This is a genomic window from Parabacteroides sp. 52 (assembly GCF_010500925.1).
Lineage (GTDB): Bacteria > Bacteroidota > Bacteroidia > Bacteroidales > Tannerellaceae > QVMG01.
Window position 1 is genome coordinate 168356 of sequence record NZ_QVMG01000001.1, and the last position, 18351, is coordinate 186706.

Sequence of the window (18351 nt, forward strand, 5' to 3'; positions counted from 1 at the left end):
GAAAATGGAAAGTTGAAAGTTGAATTGCAAATCGCTTAGCGGAGCGCAGAGCAAAATGGATTCACTCTCAACCTTCACTTTCAACTTTCACTTTTCAATTTTCACTTTTCAATTAACTAATCATTTTCAACTTTCAACTTATATAATTATGAAGACGATAATTCCCAAAGGCTACAAGCCTACTCTGGTTCCGGAGGAAATGGAACAAGCAATAAAAGCGATAAAAGGTAAGTTTCAGGATGAACTGTCGCAAGTATTAGACCTGAGACGAGTGACGGCACCCTTATTTGTCCTTGCAGGGACAGGTATTAATGATAACCTCAACGGGGTAGAACGCCCTGTTTCATTCGAGATTCCGGCTGTCGGAGGTAAGAAGGCGGAAATCGTTCATTCATTGGCGAAATGGAAACGCATGAAACTCGGAGCTTACGGCATTGAGCCGGGCAAAGGGCTTTATACGGATATGAACGCTATCCGTGCTGATGAAGAACTGGATAACCTCCATTCACTCTATGTCGACCAATGGGATTGGGAGCGCACCATTACTGCTTCCGACCGGAACCTGGATTTCCTGAAAGGGATGGTCAAAAAGATTTATCAGGCACTTAAGAACACAGAGCAATATGTATCCCGGCAATATCCAAATATAAAACCTACACTGCCTGAGGATATCGTTTTTATCCATACGGAAGATCTACAAAAGGAATATCCCTCCCTTTCGCCAAAAGAACGTGAAAACAAGGTTGCTGAAAAATACGGAGCCATCTTCCTGATTGGTATCGGTGGAGAGCTTCCCGACGGAAAGATCCACGATGGACGCTCACCCGACTACGACGACTGGAGCACATCGACCCGGGATGGCTATAAAGGCTTGAACGGTGATATCATTGTTTGGAACCCAATCTTGGAGCAGGCTTTCGAGATCTCTTCTATGGGTATACGTGTCGATAAAACCGCGCTGTTGTTACAACTCCGGATAAGAGGTTGCGAAGAGCGTAAGGAATTGCAATTCCATAAAAGCCTGTTGGAAGATAAGATCCCTTTGTCTATAGGCGGAGGAATCGGGCAGTCGCGCCTCTGCATGTTCCTATTGCATTGCGCCCATATCGGTGAAGTGCAAGCCAGCATCTGGCCGGAGGAAATGATAAACGAGTGTTTGGTAAATAATATTATACTTAAATAATTGAAAGTTGAAAGTTGAAAATTGAATTACAAATCGCTTAGCGGAGCGCAGAGCAAAATGGATTCACTCTCAACCTTCATTTTCAATTTTCAACTCTATAAGCTATGGCAAATTTAAGATTTAGTGCAGTAAAACAAGCTTCCGGACGGGAAGCGGTAGATGTATCGGCGCCGGCTCCTAAGGCTTCCGAATACTTCGGTAAGTATGTATTCGACAGAAATAACATGCGTAAATACCTGTCGAAAGAGACTTTGAAATTAGTATTAGGCGCTATTGACAAAGGCGAACCGCTGGACAGACAAGTGGCCAACCATGTAGCTGCCGGTATGCGTATGTGGGCGATGGAAATGGGGGCAACACATTATACTCACTGGTTTCATCCCTTGACCGATGGTACGGCTGAAAAGCATGATGCCTTTATTGACTTCGACGGACAGGGTGGAGTGATTGAGGAATTCTCGGGGAAACTATTGGCACAACAGGAACCGGATGCTTCGAGCTTCCCTTCCGGCGGTATCCGCAATACGTTTGAAGCGCGCGGGTACACCGCTTGGGATCCTTCTTCTCCTGCTTTTATCGTAAAAGATACACTTTGTATTCCTACCATTTTTATCTCCTATACGGGTGAAGCGCTGGACTACAAGACACCTCTGCTCAAATCGATCGCCGCTGTGGATAAGGCGGCAACCGATGTATGTCGTTACTTCGACAAAAACGTTAAAAAGGTCTTTTCCTATCTGGGCTGGGAACAGGAGTATTTCCTGGTAGATAGATCCTTATATAATGCCCGTCCTGATTTGGCGCTTACAGGTCGTACGCTGATGGGACATGAAAGTGCAAAAAACCAACAGTTGGAAGACCATTATTTCGGTTCCATACCGACACGAGTATGCGCCTTTATGCGTGATCTGGAATACGAATGTTATAAGTTGAGCATTCCCGTAAAGACCCGCCACAACGAAGTAGCTCCCAATCAGTTTGAAGTAGCACCGATCTTTGAAGAATGTAATCTGGCGGTCGATCACAACCTCTTATTGATGTCTACCATGGATATCGTTGCCGAACGCCACAACTTCAAGGTGCTTCTCCACGAAAAACCGTTTAAGGGGATAAACGGTTCGGGCAAGCACAACAACTGGTCATTGGGTACCGATACGGGCATTAACCTCTTGGGAGCAGGTAAAAACGCGAAGGAGAACCTGCAATTTATCACCTTTGTTGCCAATGTATTAATGGCAGTTTATAAGAATAATGCTTTATTGAAAGCCAGCATCTCATCGGCTACCAATGCGCACCGTCTGGGAGCTAACGAGGCACCGCCTGCTATCATCTCCGTCTTTATGGGTTCACAGATCTCGGCTTTACTCGACGAAATAGAATCGAGCAAGGGCATCAAAGATATTGAACTCAGCGAAAAGACAGGTAAGCGTTTGTCATTGAATTATATTCCGGAGATTATGGTCGATAATACCGACCGTAACCGTACTTCGCCGTTTGCCTTTACCGGCAACCGTTTCGAGTTCCGTGCCGTGGGTTCATCAGCCAACTGTGCCGCTGCCATGCTTGCATTAAATACGGCTGTTGCCGGACAGTTGAAACAGTTCAAAGCGGAAACCGATGCCTTGATCGCTTCCGGTAAATCAGAAGAAGAAGCCGTCTTCCAGATGATTCGGATGTATATCCGGGACTCGAAAGCGATTCGTTTCGATGGCAATGGATACAGTGACGAATGGAAAGTCGAAGCGGCAAAGCGCGGATTAGACTGCGAAACACGGGTGCCTGTTATTTACGATGCCTATACTACCTCGCAAACGATCGACCTTTTCACCAAGACAGGCGTCTTGAATGAGCGGGAATTACATGCCCGTAACGAAGTGAAGTGGGAGCAATATACCAAAAAGATTCAGATCGAAGCCCGTGTACTGGGTGATTTGGCACTGAACCACATCATTCCCGTTGCCACCCGCTACCAAGGTCTGCTCTTGGATAATGTTTCCAAGATATTTGCTTTATATGATAAGGAGAAGGCGGCAAAGATTGCTTCGCAAGATTTATTGATTATCGAAGATATTGCCGATCACCTGAACTTTATTAAGAAGAAGGTCGATGAGATGGTGGAAGCCCGTAAGCAAGCCAATAAGATAGAAGACGAACGCGAAAAGGCCTTGGTCTATTGCGAGAAAATAGCGCCTTACTTTGATGAAATCCGCTATCATATCGATAAACTCGAACTGACGGTAGACAATGAAATGTGGACCTTACCGAAATACAGGGAGTTATTGTTCATTCGATGACAATAGAAATAAAAATGTCGCTCAATTTATTTTATAGAAAATGAAACAAAACAACTTATACAATCCCGAGTTCGAACACGATGCCTGCGGTGTCGGACTGGTAATTGATATACACGGAAATAAATCGCATGATATAGTTGAAAAGAGTTTGCAAGTACTGGAAAATATGCTCCATCGTGGAGCTGAGAGTGCAGACAATAAGACGGGCGATGGGGCAGGCATTATGCTTCAGATTCCGCACGAGTTTATTCTATTGCAGGGGATACCTGTTCCCGAGAGAGGAAAATACGGAACCGGTTTGGTTTTTCTTCCTCAGGATGAAGAACAAGCCAAGCTCTGCATGGATACGCTGAAGAATGTATTGACGCAGGAAGGTTTGGATTTACTGGCTGTACGTGATCTGCCTGTCAATAGTGATATTCTGGGCGAGATATCCCGTGCAAACGAGCCACTGATCAGGCAGATCTTTGTGGTCGATCAGGATCTTTCGGGCGATCATTTGGAGCAAAGGCTGTATGTCGCCCGTAAAAAGATTGAGAAAAACATTCTGCAATCTGCCTTACAGGACAAACGGAGTTTCTATATCGTCAGCCTCTCTACCAGTCGGATTGTGTACAAAGGTATGCTCACATCGACTCAGTTGCGTGAGTATTTCCCGGATCTGAGCAATCCCTATTTCACGAGCGGATTGGCATTGGTACATTCACGTTTCAGCACGAATACCTTTCCGACCTGGGATTTGGCACAGCCCTTCCGCCTATTAGGACATAACGGTGAAATCAATACTATTCGCGGTAACCGGTATTGGATGGAGGCGCGCGAAAGTCTCCTGGGAGACTTTCGAATGGAAAATGGGAAATGGAAAGTTGAAAATGAAAAAGAAAAAGATTCAACTTCTAATTTTCAACTTTCAACTTTCAACTTTCAATTCTCATGCCCGATTGTCCAATCGGGCATGAGCGACAGTGCTTCGTTGGATAATGTGTTGGAGTTTCTGATGATGTCGGGCAAAACACTTCCGCACGCTCTGGCTATGCTGGTGCCCGAAAGCTGGAACGATAAGAATCCGATTTCACCCGAACTCAAAGCGTTTTATGAATACCATAGTATCATCATGGAGCCATGGGATGGTCCGGCTACGCTGTTGTTTACCGACGGACGGTATGCCGGTGGTATGCTCGACCGCAACGGCTTGCGCCCGGCCCGTTATCTTATCACGAAAAATGATGTCATGGTGGTAGCCTCCGAAGCCGGAGTGCTGCCTTTCGAAGCTTCGGAAATCAGAGAAAAGGGGCGGCTTCAACCGGGTAAGATGCTGATGGTGGATACCCAGGAAGGTACAATCCAGTATGATGCCCAGTTAAAAGAAACCCTGGCGAAAGCCTATCCTTACGAAGAATGGCTATCGAAAAGCCGTATTATTCTCTCTGATATTCATTCGGGAAGAACGGTAAAACATAAGGTAGAGAACCAGTCGCAACTGTTGCGAGCCTTCGGCTATTCCAAAGAAGATATGGAGCGGATTATCCTGCCGATGACTACCGACAGCAAGGAACCGATCGGTTCGATGGGGAATGATACACCTTTGGCGGTATTGTCTGAAAAACCACAACGCTTATTCAATTACTTCCGGCAGTTGTTCGCACAGGTAACCAATCCGCCTATCGACCCTATCCGGGAAGAATTGGTGATGTCGCTTTCGCTGTATATCGGTACGCAGGAGGGCAATCTGCTTGAGCCCTCTCCCGAATTATGTAAAATGGTGAAACTGCAGACACCCGTTATCAATAACCAGGATTTGGATATCCTACGGCATTTGGGTTACAAAGGTTTCCGCACATTAACTATTCCGATGCTCTTTGATATAGACGGCCAAGCGGAAGAAAACATGGAGAAGGCCATCCGTACGATCTGCACCCAAACCGAACAGGCAGTAAACGAAGGATACAATTATGTCATTCTGAGCGACAAAGGCATAAATGCGAAGCAGGCAGCTATTCCTTCTTTACTTGCCGTTTCGGCGGTGCACCACCATTTGATCAATAAAAAGAAGCGGATGCAAATCGCCATTGTGGTGGAGACCGCCGAGGTGCGTGAAGTAATGCATTTTGCTCTATTGCTTGGTTTCGGGGCAACGGCCATCAATCCCTATATGGTCTTTTCTATCTTGGAACATGCGGTCGACTCGCATGAGATCCAACTGGATTACCACACTGCCGAGAAGAACTACATCAAAGCGGTCAACAAAGGACTGTTGAAGATTCTTTCTAAGATGGGGATCTCTACTTTGAGGAGCTACCGTGGTGCGCAGATATTCGAGGCGGTCGGGATTAGTCAGAAGCTGTTGGACAACTATTTCCGTGGGATGGTGTCACGTATTGGAGGCATTGAGTTGGACGATATAGTCAAAGATACCTTATTCGATCATTCTTCAGCCTTTAGTGGCCGGGAGGAGACGGATACTCCGCTCGAGAACAAAGGATTCTACGCCTATCGGAAAAACGGGGAATACCACGCCTGGAATCCGGAGACGATTAAGAAACTGCAAGTCGCAACCCATTTAGGTGATTATGAAAAGTTCAAGGAATATACCCGCTTGGTCGACGAAAAAGCAGCCCCTGTCTTTCTTCGCGATTTCTTTACTTACAAACGTAACCCGATCGATATCTCGGAAGTCGAACCAGTCGAATCGATTACCCGCCATTTTGTAACAGGAGCCATGTCGTTCGGTTCTATCAGCAAGGAGGCGCATGAGGCTATCGCCATTGCACTCAATGCGATACACGGGCGAAGTAATACAGGAGAAGGAGGAGAAGACCCGGCTCGTTACCATATAGGTGAAGACGGGCTGAACCGCCGGAGTGCCATCAAACAAATCGCTTCGGGACGTTTTGGGGTGACTGCCGAATACCTGGTCAATGCCGACGAATTGCAAATCAAAGTAGCTCAGGGAGCCAAACCGGGTGAAGGCGGACAATTGCCGGGCTTCAAGGTAAATGATATCGTGGCGAAAACGCGCCACTCCATTCCGGGCATTACCTTGATCTCCCCTCCACCCCATCATGATATTTATTCGATCGAGGATTTGGCGCAGTTGATATTTGATTTGAAGAACATCAATCCGACAGCCGAAATCAGCGTGAAGCTGGTAGCCGAAAGTGGTGTGGGCACGATTGCCGCCGGTGTGGCCAAAGCCAAAGCCGACCGGATTATTATCAGTGGAGCGGAAGGTGGCACGGGAGCCAGTCCGATCAGTTCGGTCAAACATGCCGGTATCCCGGGCGAACTGGGACTTGCCGAAACGCAACAGACATTGGTGATGAACAACCTGCGTGGCTTTGTACGCCTGCAGACCGACGGACAGTTGAAAACGGGTAAAGACATCATCATTTCAGCATTGCTCGGTGCAGAAGAGTTTGGCTTTTCCACCAGCGCATTGGTGGTGCTCGGCTGTGTGATGGATCGCAAATGCCATCAGAACACCTGCCCGGTTGGGATAGCTACCCAAGACGAGAAACTGCGGGCCTGCTTCAAAGGAAAACACGAATATGTCATTAACTTCATGACATTCCTGGCGCAGGAGGTACGCGAGCAGTTGGCGCAAATGGGTTTCCGCCGTATCGATGAGATTGTCGGGAGAAGCGATTTGCTCGAGATCAAACCAATGGAGCTGAGCGATAAAATAAGAAAGTTAGATTTAAAGAAGTTGATGTACTTTGCCGGCAACGGAAACGATATCCGTCACACCAAAAGCCAGGAATATAAAATCGACAAGGTTCTTGACCACGAACTGATTCGTAAAACACAACCGGCTATCAAGGCCGCTTTGGCAGTCGAGGTAAAACAAACCATCACCAATACCGATCGCTCCGTGGGCGCTATGCTTTCGGGGGAGATTGCGAAGCGTTATGGAGGCGCCGGTTTGCCAGAAAACACCATTACGGTGAAGTTCAACGGTTCGGCAGGGCAGAGTTTCGGTGCCTTTCTTTCATCGGGAATCACCTTCCGTCTGGAAGGCGAATCGAACGATTATCTGGGGAAAGGCTTGTCGGGTGGAAAGATTATCCTTGTTCCGCCGGCGAATGCCGATTTCGTTCCAGAGAACAATATCATTGCGGGCAATACATTACTCTATGGCGCTACTTCGGGCGAGGTGTATATCAACGGGAAAGTCGGCGAACGGTTTTGTGTACGAAACAGTGGAGCCATTGCTGTAGTGGAAGGTGTAGGCGATCATTGTTGTGAATACATGACCGGCGGGCGCACCGTCGTATTGGGTGAAACGGGTAAGAACTTCGCCGCGGGTATGAGTGGCGGATTAGCCTATGTGTTGGATATGGACGGCACGTTCGACTCGAACTGTAATATGGAGATGGTCGAGTTGTCATTGATTGAAGACCAATCGGACAACCGTGAACTATTCCAACTCCTCTCGAATCATGTACAACATACGCAAAGCCCTCTTGCCAAAAGGATACTGAACGATTGGGACAACTACCTGAGACGCTTCATCAAAGTAACTCCGATTGAATACAAAAAAGTATTGCAGGAAGAGAAGATGGAGGCTATCAATCGTAAAATTGCGCAAGTAGAACGTGACTATTAACCCATAAAAAAGGGGGAGATTCTATTGCTGATGGGCATCGGCAATATTGACGATGCGCTTCAGCAATATTGTCGATGCGCTTCGGCAATACTGTCGATGCCCATCGGCAATAGAATTATCCCTCCTAAACTATCTTCCTTCTCTTTATTTATATTCAATAGCTAAAAGATCATTCTCGGTCGTTATACCAATAATAATTTCTATCTTTGCTACTTCAAAACAAAATACTAAATAGAAAAAAATGAAAACGAACCTTAGTTCTCAAATCACTCTTACACGTATACCTACACGGTATTATCGTCCGGAGAATGCATTTGAGCATTCAGTTTTAACTCGTCTTGAAAAGATTCCTACAGACATTTACGAATCAGTAGAAAAAGGCTCAGTTGCCATAGCCCAGGAAATAGCAACAGCTATCCGAAAAAAACAAGAAACAGGCAAGGAATTTGTATTGGCTCTTCCCGGCGGACGTTCGCCCATCACGGTATACAAAGAATTGATCCGTCTGCACAAGGAGGAAAAATTAAGCTTCAATCATGTGATTGTTTTTGTCGAATATGAATTTTATCCTCTGACCACTGCTGCCTCCGGTAACCTGACACGCCTGAAAACAGAGTTCCTGGATCATATCGATATCCTGCCGGAAAATATTTATGCACCGGATGGTTTGATGGCCAAAGATGCAATCATTGACTTCTGTCAACAATACGAAAAAAAGATCAATGCCGTGGGAGGTATTGATTATATGCTTATGGGGGTAGGTCATACCAGCAATATCATGTTCAATGCTTCGGGAACGCCGATCAGCACCCGCACCAGGTTGATCTACCTGGAAGGTGCCGCCCGCAAAGAAGCATCCCGTACATTCCCATCTTTAGAAAGTGTACCTGCCGGTGTTATATCCATGGGTATCTCGACGATGATGAACGCCAAACATGTCATTCTCATGGCTTGGGGAGAAAGCAAAGCGGGTATTATCGCTAAAACGGTGGAAGATAAAATATCCGATGCGGTTCCCTCCTCTTACCTGCAGAATCATCCGCAAGCCAAGGTGGTGATCGATCTATCTGCCGCTTATGACTTGACACGTATCAGCCATCCCTGGTTAGTAACCAGTTGTGAATGGGACAATCAATTGATTCGTCGGGCTATTGTCTGGTTGTGTCAATTAACTGAAAAACCGATTCTCAAATTAACGAATAAAGATTATAGCGAACACGGATTAGGTGAATTACTGGCCTTATACGGCTCAGCCTATAATGTGAATATAAAAATATTCAATGACATCCAACATACCATCACCGGATGGCCGGGTGGCAAACCTAACGCGGATGATTCGAACCGTCCCGAGCGGGCAACGCCATTCCCTAAAAAAGTACTTATCTTCAGTCCACATCCGGATGACGATGTGATCTCTATGGGAGGAACATTCCGTCGTTTATGCGATCAGCAACATGATGTATATGTTGCTTATGAGACGTCTGGAAATATTGCTGTCGGAGACGAAGAAGTGATTCGCTATTGTGAATACCTGCGGGATGTATGCAACCAATATACCCCCCAAGACAATAGCGTAAAAGAAAAGGCGGAAGAAATCATTCAGTATCTACGCTATGATAAAACGGATAACGGAGAGCCGGAACGGAAAGACGTATCGTTTATGAAAGGAACGATTCGCCGGGAAGAAGCCCGTCATGGAGCCCGTCATGCGGGAATTAAAAACGACGACCATATCCGTTTTCTCGATCTGCCTTTCTACGAAACAGGATTGGTAAAGAAGAAACCTTTGTCGGAAGCGGATGTAAAAATCATTCTGAATCTATTGGAAGAGATCAAACCGGACCAGATGTTTGTTGCCGGTGATCTGGCAGACCCCCATGGAACACATAAGGTTTGCCTGGATGCTATCCTGGCTGCGATCGATATGATAAAAGATGAAGAATGGATGAAAAAATGCCGGGTATGGATGTACCGGGGAGCCTGGGCGGAATGGGAAATGGACCACATCGAGATGGCCGTACCGATCAGTCCGGAAGAGTTGCGCCTCAAACGTAATTCCATCCTTAAACATCAATCACAGATGGAAAGTGCTCCTTTCCTGGGTGACGACGAACGTCTGTTCTGGCAACGGGCAGAGGACCGCAACCGGGCAACAGCCGAGCTTTATAAAAACCTGGGCTTAGCCTCTTACGAAGCGATCGAAGCCTTTGTGCAATATATACCTATACGATAAATAAAAAATATCGTGCGGAAATTTATAAAAGACTGGATGCTCCCGTTGGCTATGCTGACGGGAGTTATCACATATCCTTGGGTAAGCCATCTCATCGTTTTGACACCTTACCTTATCTTTTCAATGTTACTATTGACCTTTTGTAAACTTTCTCCCACGGATATTCATATTCGCCCGGCACATATCTGGTTATTACTCATTCAGGTATTCGGCTGTATCGTTCTATATGGCATTGTTTGCCTATTTCATCCTGTTCTGGCTCAGGGGGCACTCATATGTGTACTTGTGCCAACGGCCACTGCTGCTGCAGTCATCACCGGTATGCTGGGAGGTAGCGTTCCTTTTCTGACAAGTTACCTACTGGTTTGTAATATCGGCGTGGCCCTCGTGGCCCCTATCCTATTTTCTATGATCGGTACACATACGGATATGCCTTTTATGGAATCCTTTTTGTATATATGCAAACAGGTAGGTCCTGTCCTGTTGTTGCCCCTACTATTCGCCTGGGGTATACGCTATCTGACACCGAAAGTGCATGAAAAATTACTTCGTCTGCACGGATTATCATTCTATATATGGGCGCTTTCGCTGACTATAGTAACAGGAAGCACCGTGCGTTTTTTAGTCGAACAGGAAAATCCGAACTACTCTGTTGAAATAAGCCTGGCCTTGGTGTCTCTCTTTATTTGTGTGGGACAATTTCTTTTGGGCAGACGTATCGGCAAGTATTACGGGGATCCGATATCTGCCGGACAAGGCTTGGGGCAGAAAAATACCATCCTGGCCATATGGATGGCACAGGCTTACCTCAACCCTTTATCTTCCGTTGCCCCGGCCGCTTATGTGTTGTGGCAAAATTGTATCAACTCCTACCAACTATGGCTGAAAGGCAAACGAGAGGAACAACAAAAATCAATAAAATAACAGAATTATGAGATTAAGCAACGAATGGTTTACCGCTTTTTCAGAGAATGAAACCGGTCATATGATCACAGTATGTGGGCGCGATGAACTTCAGGAATTTGTCCAATCCGGGAAATTCAAAGAACGGGTAGAAATAACCTGGAAATACGAAGGCGACAATAAAGGCATGCCTTTGGAAGAGCAGGCGGAGTTCATGGAAGAGGTGCAAGAGACTTTACGCAAAGCCATGGAAAAAGATAAATTATCTATCTTAACCAGTGTGTATACCGGAGGTGGAGAGAAGATATGGGTCTATTACACACGCACCGTACGGGTCTTTGGGGAACGCCTGAATGAGGTCCTCTCCTCTTTTGAGTTATTGCCTATTTCTATTTATACAGAGATAGACCCTGATTGGGAAGAATATCTCGACATGTATGAGATGAAAGAGTGGGCTGTTGATTGAACAAAAAAAAGCTGCCCTTTGGGGGACAGCTTTTTTCTCCTCAATTTCTTTTTCTTTGAAAGGTTTATCCTAAATAGGATTTCAAGAGCTTACTACGTGTTCCTTGTCTCAATCTTCTGATTGCCTTTTCCTTGATCTGGCGGACGCGCTCACGGGTGAGGCCAAATTTGTCGCCAATCTCTTCTAATGTCATTTCTTGACAGCCAATACCGAAAAACATTTTGATAATCTCACATTCTCTTTCGGTTAATGTAGCAAGTGCTCTATCAATTTCCTTCGCCAATGATTCGTTCATCAACGCCCGGTCAGCGATAGGAGCATCATCGTTCACAAGCACATCGAGCAAGCTGTTGTCTTCGCCTTCCACAAAGGGGGCATCCACGGAGATATGGCGACCGGATACTTTTAATGTATCGGCAATCTTATCTACCGGAATATCCAACTCGTCTGCCAGCTCTTCGGGAGAAGGACGCCGCTCGTTTTCCTGTTCAAATTTAGAGAAGGCTTTGCTGATCTTATTCAACGAACCTACCTGATTCAACGGAAGACGAACAATACGTGACTGCTCTGCCAAAGCTTGCAGGATGGATTGGCGAATCCACCATACCGCATAAGAGATAAACTTGAACCCTCGGGTCTCATCGAATTTCTCTGCTGCTTTTATCAAACCCAGGTTTCCTTCATTGATCAAGTCGGGAAGACTTAAACCTTGATTTTGATATTGTTTTGCAACAGAAACGACGAAACGTAAGTTGGCTCTGGTCAATTTCTCCAATGCTCTACGGTCTCCTCTCTTAATGGCCTGTGCCAATTCCACTTCCTCTTCGACTGTGATAAGATCTTCTCGACCAATCTCTTGAAGATATTTATCCAGCGAAGCGCTTTCGCGATTGGTAATGGACTTCGTAATTTTTAATTGTCTCATTCAATTTGTTTAATTGAGAAATATGGGGTGCAAAGATAATATTTTTTATCAAAATACTTGGCTGAATGCACCCCACATTCAGCCAATTATAAACCTTTAACAATCTTTCTGCCCGTTTGACCAGAAAGCACCTATCTGTTTTATTCCGTTAGATCTATTGCATAGTACCGGGCACGCCCGCTAGGCATATATCCTTTTATGAACAGAACCTTATCTTCATTGCTCTTCAAAAGCTTTTCAACAATCTGCTCAAACTCTTCCGGAGTCGATACAGGTTGCTCATTTACCACCTGAATAATAAATCCTTTAGGTATACCTACTTCTTTCAATTTTCCGTTGGTAAGACCCGTCACTTCAATACCATAACTCAATCCCAGTTCTTGTTTTCGCTTATCGGAGAGTGCTTTGAATGCGGCTCCCAACACTTCTGAGGCACTGCCGGTTGTTTTTACCACCTCTGTATTGCCTTGGTTATTACGTAATTCCACAACAAAGGTTTTATTCGTTCCGTAGCGGTCAACGGTTACCTTGACTTTATCACCGGGGCGATACTTACTGATCTGTTCCTGCAAAGCATTCGCTGATTTTATTTTCGCGTCATTTACAGCCACAATCACATCTCCTATCTCCATACCGGCCTGTTTGGCGGCGCTTTGTTGAGCGAACTCAGAGATATAAGCTCCTTCAGTCACTTTCAGTTTATTCTTCACTTCCTGGTCCTGAATGGTGAGTATATCCTGCATCAGAACACCTAAGATAGCCCGCTGCACGGCTCCATATTGCTTCAAATCACCGGCGACTTTCCCAGCTATACCAATAGGTACAGCAAACGAATAACCGGCAAAATTTCCTGTTTCTGAATAGATGGCTGTATTAATACCTACCAATTCACCCTTTGTATTCACTAAAGCGCCTCCACTGTTTCCGGGATTGACAGCGGCATCGGTTTGAATAAAAGATTCAATGCCTCCTCCACGGGAAATACCTCCCCGCCCCTTGGCACTTACAATACCCGCCGTCACTGTCGAGGTCAGGTTAAACGGATTACCTATAGCCAATACCCATTCACCCACCTTCAGATCATCAGAGTTTCCAAAAGGGATGGTAGCCAAATCTTTGGCATCAATCTTAAGCAAAGCTATATCTGTTTGTGGATCGGCACCTACTATCTTTGCCGAAAATTTACGATTGTCATTTAAGGTAACCTCCAATTCATCGGCTCCATCAATCACATGATTATTTGTCATAATATATCCATCTACAGATATAATAACTCCCGAACCTGCACCCACACGCGGCTGAGGCTGAGGTTGATACCCCCGGTTACCAAATCCGAAGAAAAACTCAAACGGGTCAATATACTGCTGATTTCCCCGGCGCATTTGTGTATTGGTCGTTGCTTTGATATGTACAACAGCATGTACGGCTTTCTCTGCGGCTACAGTAAAATCAATGTTCTCCGCTGCTACGGCATTATAATTTGCCAAATGAAAGGAGGGTTGCTTAAATCCATATTCTGTTTCTACGGAATAAGAAGATTCGGATAACTTTTTCTGGATTAAATAAGAACTTGTTCCTACAGCTAGACCTACACTAATTGCTGAAACAGCAACGACTCCAAGCATATTCTTCCATACTTTTTTCATACGTTTCAAATTTTAATTAAACACTTAATTTTAACAGTTTTCTTTCTAACAAAGAAAACTCAAAAATCGTGCACTTAATCCTTTCTTCTTCGTTTTTTCAACTCTTTTAACGCCTTATCCTGCGTCCTTAACGGGGTTTAACAGTACTTTGCATAACAAAGTACCACTTCCACACCAACAACTGCCATTCCGGCAGAGTTCCTATGAATAAAACAGCAGAATAGACAGAAGGTTTAAACCCATCTGTCAGTTTATTTGTTTTCTTCGAGAAATGAATGCATTAAATTGCCTATCTTTGTGCCATTGCAGTTTGCCGGTCTGTCGCTCATCGTCAGATGGGAGGAAAGTCCGGGCAACGTAGAGCACCATACTTCTTAACGGGAAGCTGTTCGTGAGGGCAGAGTAGCGTAACAGAGAATAACCGCCCTGTTTACAGGGTAAGGGTGAAAAGGTGAGGTAAGAGCTCACCGGGTCTTATAGTAATATAGGATGCCGTACGTCTTATGGGTTGTAAGGTCATGTATACCGGCGCATGTAGGGTTGCTCGCCCGATGCCGGGGGGTAGACCGCTAAAGCATACCGGTGACGGTATGACAAGATAAATGGCAGACGCCCTCCCCTATGGGAGGGTACAGAACCCGGCTTACAGGCAAACTGCATTTTTTAATGGCTTTTCTTATGAAAAAAAAGAAGAAAGATAAGCATATTCAATCCCCAAAGGACAGTATGTCTTTTTTGGAACGAATAGAACACTTCATTAAGCGATCTATCCACTTCGTCACTTATGAAATGTGGCGCATCACCAACAATGAGGTGAGCGGCATTAAAGAATTAGGGATCAATGCCGCTAAAAGTATCTCCCTGGCCATCCGCAGTTTTCTGAATCAGCACCTGCAAAGCAGAGCGTCCGCACTTACTTACAGCACCTTACTAGCCATCATTCCCCTATTAACGGTTATGCTAAGCATTGCCAAAGGATTCGGCTTTCAGGATATGGTACGTCAAGCATTGGTGGAATATTTCCCGGGACATGAAGCCCAATGGGATAAAGCCTTTGAATTTGTTGAAAGCTATCTGGCGCAAGCCCAAGGTGGTGTAATTATCGGCATTGGTATCCTTTTATTACTTTACACCGTAATCAATCTGATTTCAAGCATAGAAGACACGTTTAATGATATTTGGCAGATAAATAAATCCCGCTCTATCACCCGTAAAACAACGGATTATCTGGCACTACTATTGATACTTCCCATCTTAATGATGGCCTCCAGCGGCATATCTATATTTATGTCTACCCTACAGAACACCATTTTAGACGAATTCGTATTCCTGACCCCTTTTGTGGATATTGTACTCAAAATCGTTCCTTTCCTTATCGCCTCGTTGGTGTTTGCCGGCATTTATATCTTTCTGCCCAATACCAAAGTAAAGTTTTTACCCGGACTAATAGCAGGGATTATCGCCGGTTGTGCTTTTCAACTCTTCCAATTATTCTATATCAGCGGGCAAATCTGGGTAACCAAATACAATGCGATTTATGGTAGTTTTGCCGCTATCCCTTTATTATTATTGTTTGTACAACTATCCTGGGTCATCTGCCTATTCGGTGGTGCCCTGGCATACGGCATTCAAAATGTGAAAAAGTTTAATTTTGAAAACGACAGTACCCATATTACCAGACGATACAGAGATTTTGTCACAGTAACAATCGTTTCGCTCATCACCAAACGATTTGTGAAAGGGGAAAAACCCTATACTGCCGATGAGTTATCCGAAGAATATCATATCCCGATTCGCCTGGCCACACAGATTCTCTATCAACTGACAGCTTTACATATATTGACAGAAGTGATTGATGACAAAGACGAATGGACAATCTATTATCAACCCGCAGTAGATGTAAACCAGATCACAGTATCCTACCTGTTCAAACATATAGACGAACAAGGTTCCGAGAACTTCAAGATCGACAATAAACACTTCTTCAAAAAAGAATGGACAGCCATTCTGAAAACACGTGAGGACATGCTTCGAGCCAATGGCGATGTCCTACTAAAAGACTTATGATAGTAATTCTTTTTTTGAACCTGTGTGAATATAATTATATTTGCACATAAAGGGAATCCCATACAATGATAATCGGTATTGAATTACCCGAATCTCGTTCAGAGTAAAAAACAGAATGAAAAACAAAAACACCATACACTCAGACACCCTGCAAGTAGAATTTCTCTTTAGAAAATACTATCGGACACTTTGCGCGTATGCTTTTCGTTTTGTCAATGACACAGCAACTGCCGAAAACATTGTTCAGGATGTATTTTTTGAACTGTGGAATAAAAGAGAAATACTAGACTTCAACCTGGCAATTAAAACGTATCTATTCAAATCAGTTTATCATCGTGCATTGAACCATTTGAATAGTGTATCTGTATCCAAACAAACCTCATTGGATCAATTAGAAGAGAAAGACGATCTTTCCTTCTTTCTTATTTCCCAAGAAAAAAACGGAGAATACTGGCTGATGATGGAAGAGTTAGATAAAGAAATACAAGCCATTATCAACCAATTCCCCCCTCAATGCAAACAGGTTTTCCTTTTAAGCCGCCAAAATGAACTAAAAAATAAAGAAATAGCCGAACAACTGGGCATTTCTGTTAAAGCTGTTGAAAAACAAATAACCAAAGCAATAGCAACATTAAGAAAAGAACTGAAGGGAAAGGGAATACTTCTACTCTTATACCTCTTCTTTTATTAAATTATCCCTTTTCATAAAAAATACACAAAGAGAAGGTAGGGTTTTTGTTTAAGGGTTTGTTATAGCTTATAGAAGCAATATGTAAATCTAAAACGAAACAAATGATAGATATCCAAATCATCCTGTTACACTACTTGGATGGGACAGCCACTAAAGAAGAGAAAGAGTATTTTCTTAAATGGCTTAATCATTCAAAGGAGAACCAAAAAGAATTTCAGGAGATACGTGATCTGTGGATCCACACGCATGTTTCTCTGGCAACAGATACAAAGACAGAAAAAGCCTTAAAGCTTTTTCAGAAAAGAATACTCTCCGATACAACGAAAAAGAAAATTTCTAAAAAAGCATTCTTACTCCCATTCTTACGTATGACAGCGATGTTTATCCTCGCTTTGGGATTAAATTATCTTTTCTTTCTGAAAACAGACCTCCCCCAAGAGGAGACAGAAGTTATTATCAACCGATTGATCACCTCTGTAAACAGCAAAGGGCGATTTATATTACCGGACAGCACTGTCGTATGGCTAAATAAAAACACCACTTTGGAATATCCGGAAAATTTCAGCTCGTCTGTTCGCCGGGTAAAACTGGAAGGAGAAGCCTATTTCGAGGTATCTGCCAATCCTAAAGCTCCATTCTATGTTATAACAGACGATCTATCCGTGCAAGTGACCGGAACCTCTTTCGTTGTACAAAACTATTCGAACAGACAGGCCGTAGAAACAATACTGTTAAAAGGAAAGGTATTTGTCGGAGAAGAGAAGAAAAACCTTACGGAATTATATCCTAACCAGCGTTATTCTCTGATGAAATCGTCTGATACATCTCAGATTGACTCTGTCAATGGTCTGAATTATATTGCCTGGATTGAGAAGAGATTGGCTTTTGACAAACGTAAGTTATCCGATGTCATCGTTCAGATGGAAGAATGGTATGGCATCGACATTCTTTGTGATCCGGTATTTGCCCAACAAACCCATGTAACTTTTATGATACGGGATGAATCGATTGAGGAGATCCTGAGTGCGATAAAAATGATCCTTCCCATCAAGCATGAATGGAGAGGAGAGACATTATACATCCAAAAATCAACTCTTTAGAAGAGATCGTATAAATATGAATACTAATTTGAAGCGCCTATGAATTGAAAAAAAGGAAAAAGAAAAACACACCGGAAAGGCATATCCTCCAAACAATATGCCGATTTTCTCAACAAACATCCATCTTCCCCTGGTGGACATGGATTATTATAAACCTAAATTTAAGATCGTTATGAATAAAGTTAATGGCAAATGGCTTTTACATCTTTTCCTTAAAGAAAAAAAGCTACGCATTAC

General features: G+C 44.1%; 11 protein-coding genes and 1 other RNA gene. 10 read left to right on the forward strand and 2 right to left on the reverse strand.

The genetic code is table 11. The annotated features are described in order from the left end of the window. Positions 1-148 precede the first annotated feature (148 nt). The 6 genes from asnA to D0T51_RS00725 all read left to right on the forward strand — a co-directional run bounded on the left by asnA (position 149) and on the right by D0T51_RS00725 (position 11685). Complete coding sequence (gene asnA / locus D0T51_RS00700; RefSeq protein WP_163723893.1) at positions 149-1183, forward strand: aspartate--ammonia ligase; 1035 nt, start codon at positions 149-151, stop codon at positions 1181-1183. A 104-nt stretch (positions 1184-1287) separates the two neighbouring features. After that, positions 1288-3477 (forward strand): glutamine synthetase III, encoded by a 2190-nt coding sequence (locus D0T51_RS00705; protein ID WP_163723895.1) that lies wholly within the window; start codon positions 1288-1290, stop codon positions 3475-3477. A 40-nt stretch (positions 3478-3517) separates the two neighbouring features. Next, positions 3518-8083 (forward strand): glutamate synthase large subunit, encoded by a 4566-nt coding sequence (gene gltB, locus D0T51_RS00710; RefSeq protein WP_163723897.1) that lies wholly within the window; start codon positions 3518-3520, stop codon positions 8081-8083. A gap of 241 nt (positions 8084-8324) precedes the next feature. Beyond that, entirely contained in the window at positions 8325-10316 is a 1992-nt protein-coding gene (locus tag D0T51_RS00715; protein ID WP_163723899.1) for a glucosamine-6-phosphate deaminase, read from the forward strand. 12 nt (positions 10317-10328) lie between these two features. Beyond that, the gene (locus tag D0T51_RS00720; protein ID WP_163723901.1) at positions 10329-11240 is read left to right on the forward strand and encodes a bile acid:sodium symporter family protein; all 912 of its coding nucleotides are present in this window, start codon (positions 10329-10331) and stop codon (positions 11238-11240) included. Between the two features lie 7 nt (positions 11241-11247). Further along, positions 11248-11685, forward strand: coding sequence for a DUF695 domain-containing protein (locus D0T51_RS00725; RefSeq protein WP_163723903.1), 438 nt, complete (start codon positions 11248-11250; stop codon positions 11683-11685). 64 nt (positions 11686-11749) lie between these two features. Here D0T51_RS00725 and D0T51_RS00730 read toward each other — a convergent pair whose 3' ends face one another. Both D0T51_RS00730 and D0T51_RS00735 read right to left on the reverse strand, forming a co-directional pair. Then, the gene (locus D0T51_RS00730; RefSeq protein WP_163723905.1) at positions 11750-12610 is read right to left on the reverse strand and encodes an RNA polymerase sigma factor RpoD/SigA; all 861 of its coding nucleotides are present in this window, start codon (positions 12608-12610) and stop codon (positions 11750-11752) included. A gap of 140 nt (positions 12611-12750) precedes the next feature. After that, the gene (locus tag D0T51_RS00735; RefSeq protein WP_163723907.1) at positions 12751-14256 is read right to left on the reverse strand and encodes a Do family serine endopeptidase; all 1506 of its coding nucleotides are present in this window, start codon (positions 14254-14256) and stop codon (positions 12751-12753) included. Positions 14257-14561: 305 nt separating this feature from the next. On the opposite strand from D0T51_RS00735, the gene rnpB reads away from it, so the two are divergent. The 4 genes from rnpB to D0T51_RS00755 all read left to right on the forward strand — a co-directional run bounded on the left by rnpB (position 14562) and on the right by D0T51_RS00755 (position 18114). After that, positions 14562-14918: RNase P RNA component class A (gene rnpB / locus D0T51_RS00740), an RNA gene on the forward strand. 16 nt (positions 14919-14934) lie between these two features. Beyond that, on the forward strand, positions 14935-16323 hold the full coding sequence (locus D0T51_RS00745) for a YihY/virulence factor BrkB family protein (protein ID WP_239056603.1): 1389 nt from the start codon (positions 14935-14937) through the stop codon (positions 16321-16323). Between the two features lie 115 nt (positions 16324-16438). Next, complete coding sequence (locus tag D0T51_RS00750) at positions 16439-17014, forward strand: RNA polymerase sigma-70 factor (RefSeq protein WP_163723908.1); 576 nt, start codon at positions 16439-16441, stop codon at positions 17012-17014. Between the two features lie 101 nt (positions 17015-17115). Then, complete coding sequence (locus tag D0T51_RS00755) at positions 17116-18114, forward strand: FecR family protein (protein ID WP_163723910.1); 999 nt, start codon at positions 17116-17118, stop codon at positions 18112-18114. Positions 18115-18351 lie beyond the last annotated feature (237 nt).